Consider the following 13,751-nt stretch of genomic DNA (forward strand, 5'->3'; position numbering starts at 1 on the left):
ATTTGGGGAGCAGTTCAAATGGGCGGGGTATATTCAGACTAATGAGTAGTCTCCTAATATAAGATATGTAAAAAGTTTATTATGTAATTTTAACAGGTTGAACAACTTCTTTTTTCTTATTTCTCGCCATCTTTTCACCTATGATTGGCATAATGAAGCGGTCAAGCCCGAATTTCCCAGCATTGTAACCAGCAACGGCTATAAAGATTGCAAGTAAAATATCCCAAGGATTGCTAGATATAGTACCTGCCATTAGGAAGGCAAAATTCATGACCATACCGAAAAATGCAGCATATGTCGTTAAGCATCCCAGAATTAATCCTAGCCCTACTAAAAATTCTCCCCAAGGCACAAGAATATTAATTAGCTCAGCATTTGGCAAAGCAAATGATTCAATAAACTTTACATACAGTGGGTAGGCGAGCTCTTCTCCACTTGTCACTGGATTTGCAATAGCATTGGCTAAAAAGCCAGATGCATCAAAGCCATTAAACAATTTTCCCCAACCTGCTGTAAGCCAATGCCAGCCTAAATAAACACGAATAACTGTTAAAATACCTGCAACAATATTATTCTCTCTTAATAATTGGTTAAACATCCTACTCACCCTTCTAAATGATTTAGTTTACATTTCACCAACTATTAACATAGAAAGTTTTCTAACCCATAGCCATCGTTTACTAGTATTCAATGATAGCATTTAGATTGTATGATTGACGCTTATGTACCAATTTTGAGCCTCTATCCTATAATTTGCTGGATTGTATTTCATGAAATATAATAGCAATCTAGCCTTCAATTTATCTACTTCAATTACACTTGCAAATGATGAACGCAATGACTATAAATGGGCTGTGAAATGTGATTAGAATATATCACCCTTTTATCAAGTATCAAATCATTTTTATCTATCGTTCATCGTAGTGTAAAAAAGTTATGGCTTATTGTTGAACAAAATTAACAAGATTATCTCAAAAAAAAGACTGTAGACAAACATCAGTTTGTCTACAGTCTAATATAGGATTACTTTTGCTATTAATTAGCGACGTAAGCCTAAACGGTTGATTAATTCACGGTAACGTTGTACGTCTGTTTCACGAAGGTATTTTAATAAGTGACGACGACGACCTACCATTTTAAGAAGACCACGCTCAGAGTGGAAATCTTTTTTGTGAGTACGTAAGTGAGTATTTAGAGCATTGATTTCCTCTGTTAATACTGCAACTTGTACTTCTGGTGAACCAGTGTCACTTTCGTGAGTACGGTACTCAGCGATAATTTCGTTTTTACGTTCTTTTGTAATAGCCATTTGTATGGACCTCCTAAATTATAATTAATCCCCATTAGCACAGTAAACGTTGGAGTCATCGATATACCGAGCTAAGGTTAAGCATTTATGCACTTATGAATATTACCATAAATCACATAGTCAAGCAAGTAAAACGTCGACTTGGCTAATGTGACTACAGTAATGAAGTACTTCTTATAGCTGGTTAAAGTAACGGATTGCTTCTTGTTTATCCTTTTCAATTTGTGTTTTCAAGGCCTCAATACCATCGAATTTCCGTTCACTTCGTATACGTTTATACCATGCCACATGTACTTCTTCACCGTAGATATTTTTATCAAAGTTTAAAATATGGACTTCAATCGATAATTGCTTATCATTTGGATCTTTGAAAGTTGGCTTATAGCCCACGTTGCAAACACCATCATACCAGTTATTTTGTACAAGCAGACGAACAGCATAAACACCACTAGCTGGAATAAACGTTCCTTCTAATGCTTGGACATTTGCAGTAGGGAAACCAATAGTACGACCACGTTTATCACCATGGACAACAATCCCATTGATTTCAAACGGTCTCCCTAATAAAACTGTTGCTTCTTCCATATCGCCTTCTTGTAATAGCTTGCGTATACGGGTAGAGCTGATTTTCTCAACATCATCTGTTTTCTTCTCAACAATTGTAACGCCATAATCACCATTACTTAATAAACGCATATCTTCCATTGTTCCCTTACCAAATGCTCCAAACGAATAATCGAAGCCAGCTGTCACATGCTGAATATTTAACCCACGGATAAATGTATCAATAAATGCCGCTGGTGAAAGTTTGGCAAAATCTGAAGTGAAGTGGACAACGAATACCGTATCCACACCCTGTTCTTCAAACAGCTGTAATTTCTGTTGTAAGAGTGTAATATAAAAAACCTTTTCGTTACGTCCACCAAGGACTAATGAAGGATGTGGATCGAATGTCATCACTGCAGTTGGAATTTGTCGCTTGTTGCCCTCTTCCTTAGCTGCCTTGATAACTGCTTGATGCCCTCTATGTACACCATCGAAAAAGCCAAGAGCTAATGAATACGGCTGCATGCTTTCTCGTTGCTGTAATTGATGTGGGTATTTTAAATGAATGACCTCCATTGAAAAATCCTCCTACTCTATCGTCGGAAACATCTTATGTGGCTTCATCAAACCATCCTTTGTTGGGTGAGCTTGATAAACCGCAACTGCCTTTCCATTGATTCCATACACAATTTTATCATGACTATTTAATAATGCATCTGCTGGAAGCACTTGTCCATTGAAAATTTCTTTTTCATTGGCATTTGTAATCTCAATATATGGATAGTCTGCTAATGCATACTCGACAGGTAAAATGCAGGAAGCTACTTGCTCAGTCTCCATTAGCTCAGCAACCTGTGCTAACGTAAAACAGTTATCCTGTGTAAAAGTACCAGAAGCAGTTCGTACAAGCTCCTTCATATGTGCTGGATAGCCAAGCGCCTCACCAATTTGCACAGCTAATGTTCGAATATATGTCCCTTTACTACATGCGATACGTACTGGAAATGTGATTTCTTGTCCCTCATAATGTGCTAGCTCATCAAGTAGCTCTAAATTATAAATTGTTACTTGGCGAGTTGGTCTTTCAACACTTTCACCTTTTCGCGCATATTCATAGAGGCGCTTCCCATTAACTTTTACTGCTGAAAACATGGGTGGTGTTTGTTCAATAACTCCAGTCAATGAAGCTAAAACCTCTAACAACTGTTCACGAGAAAATTTTTTTATCGTAAGATCTTCTTCAACGGTTTCACCTTCTGCATCCTCGGTTGTCGTGGTACGACCGATTGAAATGATTGCTTCATAGGTTTTCCCTGCGTCAGTTAAATATTCTGCTATTCGAGTTGCTTGGCCAATACAAATTGGTAGTACGCCCTCAACACCTGGATCCAGTGTACCTGTATGCCCAACTTTTTTTGTCCGCAAAATTTTGCGTAATTTAAAGACACAATCATGGCTTGTCATGCCTCTTTCTTTCCAAAGCGGTAAAATACCGTTCATATAGCTCCTCCCAAACTGCTTACTCTATCATTTATTTATTCATTGGCAATATAACTTTTTCCATGAAGCTAAAAAGTCTGCCTGCATAAACATGCATGTGGCAGACTTTTTTAGCTTATTCTTTGTGTAAATCTCTTAACAATGAATCAATACGGTTCCCATATTCAATCGATGAATCAAATTCAAAGATTAATTCTGGTGTACGTCGTAAACGAATGCGTGATCCGATTTCAGAGCGAATGAAGCCCGAAGCTTTTACTAAAGCTTTAAGCGTTTCCTCTCGTTCACGTTCGTTGCCTAAAGATGTAATATAAATTGTCGCTTGCTGTAAATCACCCGTTACTTCAACACCTGTAACAGTCACAAAACCAACACGCGGATCTTTTATTTTACGGCCAAGAATATCACCAAGCTCCTTTTTCATTTGCTCGGCAACACGGTTTGAACGTAGAGACATAATTTGTCACCTCTATTTCGATGTACAGATAGTTGTATGTTCCATGCCTTCGTAAGCTAGACAACTATCTACTACTACTTATAAATAATCTCGCCACACATTAAGCTGTTCCCATGACGGATTTGACTCTAAATAGTGGAGCGCGTGATTAATTTCTCGTTCAGCTGCTTCTTTGGACGAAGAAACAGCAACAAGTGCTAATTTCGTACGCTGCCATACATTTTGATGGTCAATTTCCGCAATAGAAACGTTAAATTTCTGCTTTGTGCGGGTAATCATACGCTGTAAGACAGCACGCTTTTCCTTTAACGAATGGGCAGTTTGAATGATAAATTCAACCTCTGCATACACGATCATTAGGCGCGTTTAACCTCTTCCATAATATAGGCTTCAATAATGTCGCCTTCTTTAATATCATTGAAGTTTGTAATCGTAATACCACATTCGTATCCTTTTGCCACTTCTTTTACTTCATCTTTGAAGCGTTTAAGCGTATCTAGCTCACCTTCAAAAATAACGACGTTATCACGGATCACACGTACACCTGAATCACGTGTTACCTTTCCTTCTGTTACATATGAACCAGCAATTGTACCAACTTTTGATACTTTAATTGTTTGACGAACTTCTGCTTGACCAATAATTTTTTCTTCAAATTCAGGATCAAGCATACCTTTCATTGCTTGTTCAATTTCTTCAATTACTTTATAGATAATGCGGTGTAAGCGAATATCTACACCCTCTTCTTCTGCTGCACGTTTTGCGTTAACATCCGGACGTACATTAAATCCAATAACGATGGCATTAGAAGCTGCTGCAAGAGAAATATCAGATTCGGTAATAGCTCCAGCACCTGTATGAATAATTTTCACATTTACGCCTTCCACATCAATTTTCATTAGGGAGGCTGCCATAGCTTCAACAGTACCTTGAACGTCAGCTTTCACAATTAAGTTGAGCTCTTTCATTTCGCCTTGGCTCATTTGTTCAAATAAGTTATCAAGCGTTACACGTTGTTTTTCTGAACGTTGTGCTTGAATCGCTGACATTGCTCTTGTTTCTCCAACTTGACGTGCTGTTTTCTCGTCTTCAAAGACAACGAAACGGTCACCTGCTTGAGGTACATCATTTAAACCTGTAATTTCAACTGGAGTTGATGGGCCAGCTTCTTTTACTCGACGACCTTTGTCATTTACCATCGCACGTACACGACCATACGTATGACCTACAACGATTGGGTCACCTACTTTTAATGTTCCATCTTGTACTAAAAGTGTAGCAACAGAGCCACGACCTTTATCAAGCTGAGCTTCGATTACTGTTCCAAGTGCTAAACGTTCTGGATTTGCTTTAAGCTCGCCTACTTCAGCTACAAGTAAAATCATCTCTAACAATGTATCAATGCCTTCACCTTTTAAAGCTGAAATTGGAACGAAAATTGTATCTCCACCCCATGCTTCAGGAACTAAGCCATGTTCTGTTAATTCTTGCATCACACGATCTGGATTTGCCGATGGTTTATCCATTTTATTCACAGCCACAATTATTGGTACTTCAGCAGCCTTGGCATGATTGATCGCTTCTACTGTTTGTGGCATAACACCATCATCAGCAGCTACAACTAAAATTGTTAAATCCGTTACTTTTGCACCACGCGCACGCATTGTTGTGAAAGCCGCATGTCCTGGTGTATCAAGGAATGTAATTTTCTTGTCGCCTTCTGTAACTTGGTATGCACCAATATGTTGTGTAATACCACCAGCTTCTCCTGCTGTTACTTTTGTATGGCGAATAGAGTCTAATAAAGTTGTTTTACCATGGTCAACGTGACCCATAATTGTTACAACTGGCGGACGTTCTGATAAATCTGCCTCGTTTACTTCTTCTGTTTGCTCGAAGTGTGTTTCTAAATCCGTAATATCTACACGAATTTCTTCTTCCACTTCTACACCGTAGTCTGCGCAAATTAATTCAATTGCATCCTTATCTAATTCTTGGTTAATTGTTGCCATTACGCCAAGCATGAATAATTTTTTAATGATTTCAGATGGCTCACGGTGTAATTTTTTTGCTAATTCTGCAACTGATAATGATTCAACAAAAGTAATTTTTTCTGGAAGTTCCTTTTGTTTCACTGGAATTGATGGTTGATGCGTTTTTGGATGGCGACGTTTGCCTCCATGAATCCCTGGTTTTGGACGTTGGTTGTAACCACCGCCACCTCTACGATTATTATTGTTATTATTATTATTTTGTGTCATATTTCTATTTTGATTACCTTTTGTATTCTTAGATTTTTCGTTAGACGAATTTGAGTTTTGCTGTGCATGTTGCTGATTGTTTACTTTTGGCTTAGAAGTAGCAGATTGCTGCCTTTGTCCTTCTTGCTTTTTCACCGAATGCTGTGGTTTTTGCTGGCCATTTGATTGAGGTTTTTGTGCCATGTTTTGAGTTGATTGTTTTGCTACATTTTTCTCAGGTGTTGCTTTAAATGTTTGATTTAACTTTGCCACAGCGTCTTTTTCCAACATAGACATATGGTTTGTTACACTCACATTTAATTTACTTAGTGCTTCAATAACCTCTTTACTCGTTTTATTCACTTGCTTCGCATATTCATGAACTCTGATTTTGGTCATCTGCTCACCCCCGATTAGTTTTCGTTGAGTAGACTAGACAATTTACTTGCAAAACCTTTATCGGTAATAGCTAAAGCCACACGGGCCTCCTTACCTGTAGCATGTCCTAGATCATATCGATCTCCAATTACATGATACTCAACGTTGTAGTACGTGCACTTATCTTGAATTTTTTTACTAGAGTTTTTAGAAGCATCGTTTGCAAGCAGTACTAGTTTAGCATTGCCATTGCGGACTTCCTTTACTACTAACTCTTCTCCTGAAATCACCTTACGTGCTCTTGCTGCGATTCCAAGCAAATTAAATATTGCTTGATTTATCATAAAATTGACTCCCTACGAATCAGCAAAATAAGTTCCTCGTATATTTCTTCAGGAATTTTCACATCAAGTTGGTGCCCTAATACATTTTTCTTACGCGCGAGGTCAACTGCCTGCTCTGATTTAGAGACATAGGCACCACGCCCAGGCTTTTTCCCGGAGACATCTACACTTACTTCGCCCTCTTTCGAACGAACAACACGTATCATCTCTTTCTTTGGTAGCATTTCTCCAGTTGCTACACATTTACGAAGAGGTACTTTTTTGTTTACAGCCATAAGAATCACCATTCCTCTCTGAAGCTTGTCGTAAGAGGTGGACAAGTCATGCTCTACTTGACGCTCTGACAGTATTCAGTCGGCGTAGGGGGCCCACTGAATACTGTCAGCTAACTTGTCACACGGGCTTTCTTACTTATTCTTCGTCGTCTTGATATAAGTCAACTGCTACATCATCAAAATCACTTTCTTCATCATGAGCAGGGATGAAAGTGCTTGTAGCCGAAGGATAAATACCTAATTCACGGGCATCAGTCTCACTCTTAATATCAATTTTCCAGCCAGTAAGCTTCGCTGCTAGACGAGCATTTTGCCCACGTTTACCGATAGCTAGAGATAATTGATAGTCTGGTACAACGACTGTTGTCGACTTTTCTTCTTCATTCACTTGTACATCTAATACTTTTGATGGGCTTAATGCATTAGCTACAAATACAACTGGGTCTTCAGACCATTCTACGATATCAATTTTTTCACCATTTAGTTCATTGACAATTGTTTGTACACGAGCTCCCTTTGCCCCAACACATGAACCAACTGGATCCACTTCCTCATTATGAGCGAAAACAGAAATTTTAGAGCGATCTCCAGCTTCACGTGCAATTGATTTAATCTCTACAATACCCTCATAAATTTCAGGTACTTCCATCTCAAATAATCGACGTAATAAACCAGGATGTGTACGAGACACAATCACTTGAGGTCCACGAGTTGTACGTTCCACTTTTGTAATATACACTTTAATACGATCATGTGGATGATAAGATTCACCTTGGATTTGTTCATTAACAGGCAATGCCGCTTCTACTTTCCCTAAACCTACATAGATATTACGAGCATCTAAACGTTCAACAACGCCAGTTACGATATCATCTTCACGGTCTACGTACTGCTCATAAATTAAACCTCGTTCCGCTTCACGTACGCGTTGTGTAACTACTTGCTTTGCTGTTTGTGCAGCAATGCGTCCAAAGTTACGTGGTGTTACTTCCTGCTCCACGATATCCTCTAGCTGATAGGCTGGATTAATGACTTTTGCATCTTCTAAAGAAATTTGCAAACGATCATCTTCTACCTCTTCCACAACATCTTTACGTGAAAATACACGAATTGAGCCCTTATCTAAATTTAAGTCTACTCGAACATTTTGTGCTTGGTTAAAGTTGCGTTTGTAAGCTGTAACTAATGCCGCTTCAATGGCTTCGATTAACACATCTCTTGAAATTCCTTTTTGTTCTTCTAGCGCATTCAGCGCATCTAACAAATCACTACTCATTTTGTTTTCACTCCTAAATATGCTTTATGCAGAAAAATCGATGGCAAGTCGTGCCAATGCGATTTTTTCTTGTTCAATTGTTACTGTTATTTTACGTGTTTTAATACGCACTTCCATCACTAATGTATGTTCATCGTATGACGTTAAGTAGCCTTGGAATTCCTTCATGTCCTTGATGGGCTCATAGGTTTTTACATAAATAAACTTGCCAACTGCTTTGACAAAATCCGTATCTTTTTTTAATGGACGTTCCGCTCCAGGCGAAGAAACTTCTAAATAATAGTTTTGTGTAATTGGATCTTTTTCATCCAATAACAAGCTTAGTCGTTCACTCACTTGAGCACATTGATCTATGTCAATTCCACCCTCAGGTGTATCAACATAGACACGTAAAAACCAGTTTCGTCCTTCTTTTACGAACTCAATATCCACTAGCTCAAGATTTAACTCATCCACAATTGGTTTAGCGAGCTCTTCAATTAAAGATGGTACTTTGCTCATTATTTCCTCCTGTATTTATCAAATTCTAGCGTATGAATTGTTCATCACTATCAGGTTAACGCAGTAATGAACCATAATAAAACAGAAATTCCACCAGTTGCTTTGGTGAAATTTTACGGTCTTACCTGCTGTTAGTCAAAATTTGTTTTGCTACGGTTAAACAACAGAAAAGAGCGGGTATGCCCCACTCTTTTGCTGGAAAAATATCAACAAATTATTACCATTAGAATAGCACAGTTCTCGACACAATGCAAATTTCCTTCATTATAGATAACCATATTGTGTCAGGAATTTGAATTTACATTGTGACCTTTCCATGCAAAACAATTGTAATACTAGAATAGCGATAACTGATTAGCATCAGGCATGCCTTCTAAACAACCAAGCTGGTCCATGTATTCGATAAGCGTTTTGGAAACACGACCACGTTGCTGTAAATCTTCCTTGGATAAAAACTCTCCCTCTTCACGAGCAGCTACGATCGTTTTCGCCACGTTGGTTCCAAGACCCGGAATTGCATCGAAAGGAGGGATTAGTGAATAGCCATCAATGACAAACTCACTAGCTTGGGAACGATATAGGTCAACCTTTTGGAAACTCATACCTCGCTCACACATTTCCAATGCAAGCTCCAGCACCGTTAATAAGTTTTTCTCTTTAGTGGATGCATCTAAGCCTTTCATATTGATTTCATCAATCCGTGCTCGAATCATTTGCGATCCTTGCACCATTGCAATTAAATCAAAATCATCTGCTCGAACTGTGAAATACGCTGCATAATAAAGGATTGGAAAATGTACCTTGAACCAGGCAATTCGTACTGCCATTAGCACGTATGCTGCGGCATGGGCTTTCGGGAACATGTATTTTATCTTTTTACAAGATTCAATATACCAACCTGGTACTTTATTGGCGAGCATCTCGGCTTCAAATTCTTCTGATAATCCCTTCCCTTTACGAACAGATTCCATAATTTTGAAGGCTAGTGACGGCTCTAGACCTTGATAAATTAAATACACCATAATGTCATCACGACAACCAATTACTTCTTTTAGCACACATGTACCGTTTTGAATTAATTCTTGTGCATTCCCTAGCCATACGTCTGTTCCATGGGAAAGTCCAGAAATTTGTACAAGCTCCGAGAATGTCGAAGGCTTCGTATCTTCTAGCATTTGACGTACAAAACGCGTACCGAATTCTGGTATACCTAGTGTCCCTGTCTTACAGCCAATTTGCTTTTCTGTAACACCTAAAGATTCAGGAGAACTAAAAATTTTCATGACGACAGGATCATCGGTCGGAATTGTTTTAGGATCGATTCCCGATAAATCCTGTAACATTCTGATCACCGTTGGATCATCGTGTCCAAGTATATCTAGCTTTAAAATATTGTCATGAATAGAGTGGAAATCAAAATGGGTTGTACGCCATTCTGCATCCTGCGCATCTGCAGGGAATTGCACTGGAGAAAAATCATAAATGTCCATATAATCTGGAACAACAATAATTCCTCCAGGGTGTTGCCCAGTTGTACGTTTTACTCCTGTACAGCCTTGAACTAAACGATCAACTTCTGCTCCACGAAAATGTAAATTATGGTCATTTGCATAGCCTTTCACATAGCCATATGCTGTTTTCTCCGCAACTGTACCGATTGTTCCAGCACGGAATACATAATCCTCACCAAATAGCACCTTTGTATAGTTGTGCGCTTGAGGCTGATATTCACCCGAAAAATTTAAATCGATATCTGGTACCTTATCACCTTTGAATCCAAGGAAGGTTTCAAATGGTATGTCTTGTCCATCTTTTTTATAAGGTGTTCCACATTCCGTACAGTCTTTATTTGGTAAATCGAAGCCTGAGCTGACAGATCCATCATCGAAAAACTCGGAATGTTTACAACTAGGACAAATATAGTGAGGCGGTAATGGGTTAACCTCTGTGATTTCCATAAAAGTGGCTACTAATGAGGAACCCACCGAACCACGTGACCCTACTAAATAGCCATCAGCTAATGATTTTTTCACTAGCTTGGCAGAAATTAAATAAATAACACCAAAACCGTGTCCCAAAATCGATTTTAACTCTTTTTCAATTCGAGCTTTCACAATTTCCGGTAACTCCTCACCATAAATACGATGGGCCATCTCATAAGTTAAATTGGTTACTTCATCATCAGAGCCCTCAATTTTTGGTGTATATAGGTCATCCTTAATCGGTTTAACGTCCCCAATACTTGCTGCTACTTTTTGAGCATTCGTCACAACCACTTCTTTTGCAAGATCCGGTCCTAAAAAATCAAATTCTTTCAGCATTTCATCAGTTGTTCTAAAATGGACTTCTGGTAGCTTAGAACGATTTAAAATATTTGCTCCACCTTGTGAACCAATAAGTATTTGCCTAAACATCCCATCTGTCGGATCTAAATAATGAACATTTCCAGTTGCAACAACAGGTTTATCTAGCTTCTTCCCGAGTTTAACAAGTTTACGGATAATATCTTCTAATGTCCATTCATCACGTACAACATTGCGTTCGATTAATGGTGCATATACAGCCTTCGGTTGCACCTCAATATAATCATAAAAACGAGCGACTTTCTCTGCTTCCTCTGGAGACTTATTCATCATTGTTTCGAATACTTCACCATTACTGCAACCTGATCCAACTAATAAACCCTCACGATATTGTTCAAGCACAGCACGTGTCACCCGAGGAACACGATAGAATGTTTTTGTATGAGAGTGGGAGACGATTTTAAATAAGTTTTTTAAGCCTGCATTATCAACTGCTAAAATTGTACAATGCATAGGTCTACCTTTTTTATAGGCATCCCCACCACCAATATGCTTATTGAAGTCATCATGGTATTTAATAGCTAGCTCATCAGCATCCTTTAATAGCTGCAGGAGTAGAAATCCTGTCGCCTCTGTATCATAAATTGCTCGGTGATGCTGTGTTAATTCAATATTGAATTTTTTACACAGTGTATTCAAGCGATGGTTTTTCATTGTAGGATAAAGCAATCTTGCTAGCTCTAATGTATCAATGACAGGATGGACTGTGTCTTCAAGACCAAATTTTTTATAGCCTGTATATAGGAAGCCAATATCAAATGATGCGTTATGAGCGACAACGATTGCATCTCCAATAAAGGCATGAAATTCTTTAATGACCTGCTCTACCTCTGGTGCATTTCGAACCATATCATCCGTAATACCTGTTAATTCAATGGTAGTAGCCGAAAGTGGATGATGTGGATTTGCAAAACTTTCATATTTATCAATAACTTGTCCATCTTTAATTTTAACTGCTGCCAATTCAATAATGGTATCATATGCAGTTGATAGCCCTGTCGTTTCTACGTCAAAAACAACATACGTTGTGTCTGCCAATAAACGATGCTCTGGAGCATAGGCAATTGGTACACCATCATCAACTAAATTTGCCTCCAGACCATAAATAATCTTAATGCCATGTTTTTTGCCCGCTGCATATGCTTCAGGGAATGATTGTACCACCGCATGATCTGTAATAGCTATTGCTGGATGCCCCCACTTTGCAGCTTGAGCAACAAGCCGATCAACAGGTGTAACAGCGTCCATTTGGCTCATTGGTGTATGCAAATGTAACTCAACACGCTTTTCACCCTCTGGTGCTAAATCTTGTCGTGTTTCTTTTTTGATTTCATTAATATCATTCGCCATAACGATTAAATCACGAATAAACGTATCAGTTTGCACAGAGCCTCGAACTTTAACCCACATGCCCTTTTTCAGATGTTGCATTAATTCAGCATCATCATTGTCACGAGAAAACATTTTAACAATGATGGAATCTGTATAGTCGGTAATTTTGATTTGTAATAAGGAGCGTCCACTTTTTAATTCTTTTATTTCCGTATCAAAGACAAATCCTTCAATAATAACACGGCGTTCTTCTTCAACAATCCGTTTAATTTCCATGATTTCATCATCTTTAATATGCATCCCAAGTTGGAATGGACGGTCGCCAAGGTTGGCCAGTGCCGGATTGTCTTTCTTCTCTTGCTCACGCTTTTGGAAATCTTGCATCGCTTGCTGTGCCAGAGCCACTTCTTCCAGACGTTTCTGCTCCATAAATGCTTCCTGTGCAGCTATCATTTCTTCCGTTTCTTCTTGTAGCACAAAGTCGATTGCCATACGAGGGAAACCAAATTGACCATAGCTTTCTGCTAGTTTGTCCGCATACTTCGTTTTGAGCATCATAAATTCCATTTCCTGCATACAGGATAAAGTCATTTTTTGGCCGTTCCATGTTGGTATTTGAGTGATGAGACAATTTTTAAGCGTTGGAGCCATCTCATCAATTTGTTCCACAACATTTAGCCAGTACGCTTGTACCAGTTCCTCTGTGACATTTTTTTCTAATGTTTCAAATGTCGTATTAACTTGTGCTATCGCTGAAAATTTCTCTGTCAAATGCGTACGGAAAAGCTGATATAACGGAAACGGTAATATATCCTTTAACTTAATTGTGAAATGCCAAAGTCTATCCTTTTTATGAACTGTCAGGCGTGATAGTTCACCTTCCTCAAAAAATGACATATATACATCATCTGTTAACTCTAGTTGTTGCAAGAGCATTCGAAGTCTCATTCTTGCCTCTTGTTGCTGTTCCAATCTAATGACACCTACTTTCAGAAAGAGGCAATTTCTTTAGCCTCATGTTCTAATTCGTCTCAAACGCATGATGAATTCAAGAAAAAAATTCGCTCCCACACTGCGGGCGCTCTTCAAGTTTAACAGATATTTTACCATCTGTTGTTGCTTGCTTGGCTCACTGTCCCGCAGAAGTGTCGCGAATTATTTATATCTATCTTATCAAAATTATACGAAAGCCTCTATTAAAAGCATCAAATTCTAATTATCACCAATTTT

12 protein-coding genes are annotated in these 13,751 nt (G+C 38.5%); all 12 read right to left on the bottom strand.

Features of this window, described 5'->3' with window-relative positions; genetic code table 11:
* Positions 1-79: 79 nt before the first annotated feature.
* Complete coding sequence (locus tag BFM98_RS15005; RefSeq protein ID WP_048391558.1) at positions 80-598, bottom strand: DoxX family protein; 519 nt, start codon at positions 596-598, stop codon at positions 80-82.
* 441 nt (positions 599-1,039) lie between these two features.
* Positions 1,040-1,309, bottom strand: coding sequence for a 30S ribosomal protein S15 (gene rpsO, locus BFM98_RS15010; RefSeq protein WP_004224992.1), 270 nt, complete (start codon positions 1,307-1,309; stop codon positions 1,040-1,042).
* 174 nt (positions 1,310-1,483) lie between these two features.
* A complete protein-coding gene (gene ribF, locus BFM98_RS15015) occupies positions 1,484-2,431 on the bottom strand; it encodes a riboflavin biosynthesis protein RibF (RefSeq protein ID WP_004224996.1) in 948 nt (315 codons plus the stop codon).
* Positions 2,432-2,443: 12 nt separating this feature from the next.
* Positions 2,444-3,355, bottom strand: a complete 912-nt coding sequence (truB, locus tag BFM98_RS15020; protein ID WP_004225000.1) for a tRNA pseudouridine(55) synthase TruB — start codon at positions 3,353-3,355, stop codon at positions 2,444-2,446.
* Positions 3,356-3,470: 115 nt separating this feature from the next.
* Positions 3,471-3,812: a 30S ribosome-binding factor RbfA gene (rbfA, locus tag BFM98_RS15025; RefSeq protein WP_004225003.1), complete on the bottom strand. Its 342-nt coding sequence runs from the start codon at positions 3,810-3,812 to the stop codon at positions 3,471-3,473.
* 78 nt (positions 3,813-3,890) lie between these two features.
* Positions 3,891-4,169 carry a DUF503 domain-containing protein gene (locus BFM98_RS15030; RefSeq protein WP_008178987.1) on the bottom strand — a complete coding sequence of 93 codons (279 nt, stop codon included), beginning with the start codon at positions 4,167-4,169 and terminating at the stop codon, positions 3,891-3,893.
* A complete protein-coding gene (gene infB / locus BFM98_RS15035; RefSeq protein ID WP_048391561.1) occupies positions 4,169-6,451 on the bottom strand; it encodes a translation initiation factor IF-2 in 2,283 nt (760 codons plus the stop codon). Before infB ends, BFM98_RS15030 begins: the two co-directional genes overlap by 1 nt.
* A gap of 14 nt (positions 6,452-6,465) precedes the next feature.
* Positions 6,466-6,774 carry a YlxQ family RNA-binding protein gene (locus BFM98_RS15040; RefSeq protein ID WP_004225011.1) on the bottom strand — a complete coding sequence of 103 codons (309 nt, stop codon included), beginning with the start codon at positions 6,772-6,774 and terminating at the stop codon, positions 6,466-6,468.
* The gene (gene rnpM / locus BFM98_RS15045; RefSeq protein WP_004269250.1) at positions 6,771-7,049 is read right to left on the bottom strand and encodes an RNase P modulator RnpM; all 279 of its coding nucleotides are present in this window, start codon (positions 7,047-7,049) and stop codon (positions 6,771-6,773) included. Before rnpM ends, BFM98_RS15040 begins: the two co-directional genes overlap by 4 nt.
* Before the next feature lie 136 nt (positions 7,050-7,185).
* Positions 7,186-8,325 carry a transcription termination factor NusA gene (nusA, locus tag BFM98_RS15050; RefSeq protein WP_048391564.1) on the bottom strand — a complete coding sequence of 380 codons (1,140 nt, stop codon included), beginning with the start codon at positions 8,323-8,325 and terminating at the stop codon, positions 7,186-7,188.
* 24 nt (positions 8,326-8,349) lie between these two features.
* A complete protein-coding gene (rimP, locus tag BFM98_RS15055) occupies positions 8,350-8,826 on the bottom strand; it encodes a ribosome maturation factor RimP (RefSeq protein ID WP_004269252.1) in 477 nt (158 codons plus the stop codon).
* Positions 8,827-9,161: 335 nt separating this feature from the next.
* Positions 9,162-13,493 carry a PolC-type DNA polymerase III gene (locus BFM98_RS15060; protein WP_139111240.1) on the bottom strand — a complete coding sequence of 1,444 codons (4,332 nt, stop codon included), beginning with the start codon at positions 13,491-13,493 and terminating at the stop codon, positions 9,162-9,164.
* Positions 13,494-13,751 lie beyond the last annotated feature (258 nt).

Source organism: Lysinibacillus sp. AR18-8, from assembly GCF_001705465.1.
GTDB classification, from domain to species: Bacteria; Bacillota; Bacilli; order Bacillales_A; family Planococcaceae; genus Lysinibacillus; species Lysinibacillus capsici.

Coding starts and splice junctions, on each gene's coding strand:
- BFM98_RS15005 (WP_048391558.1), bottom strand. CDS start 598: ATGTTTAACCAATTATTAAGAGAGAATAATATTGTTGCAGGTATTTTA.
- rpsO (WP_004224992.1), bottom strand. CDS start 1,309: ATGGCTATTACAAAAGAACGTAAAAACGAAATTATCGCTGAGTACCGT.
- ribF (WP_004224996.1), bottom strand. CDS start 2,431: ATGGAGGTCATTCATTTAAAATACCCACATCAATTACAGCAACGAGAA.
- truB (WP_004225000.1), bottom strand. CDS start 3,355: ATGAACGGTATTTTACCGCTTTGGAAAGAAAGAGGCATGACAAGCCAT.
- rbfA (WP_004225003.1), bottom strand. CDS start 3,812: ATGTCTCTACGTTCAAACCGTGTTGCCGAGCAAATGAAAAAGGAGCTT.
- BFM98_RS15030 (WP_008178987.1), bottom strand. CDS start 4,169: ATGATCGTGTATGCAGAGGTTGAATTTATCATTCAAACTGCCCATTCG.
- infB (WP_048391561.1), bottom strand. CDS start 6,451: ATGACCAAAATCAGAGTTCATGAATATGCGAAGCAAGTGAATAAAACG.
- BFM98_RS15040 (WP_004225011.1), bottom strand. CDS start 6,774: ATGATAAATCAAGCAATATTTAATTTGCTTGGAATCGCAGCAAGAGCA.
- rnpM (WP_004269250.1), bottom strand. CDS start 7,049: ATGGCTGTAAACAAAAAAGTACCTCTTCGTAAATGTGTAGCAACTGGA.
- nusA (WP_048391564.1), bottom strand. CDS start 8,325: ATGAGTAGTGATTTGTTAGATGCGCTGAATGCGCTAGAAGAACAAAAA.
- rimP (WP_004269252.1), bottom strand. CDS start 8,826: ATGAGCAAAGTACCATCTTTAATTGAAGAGCTCGCTAAACCAATTGTG.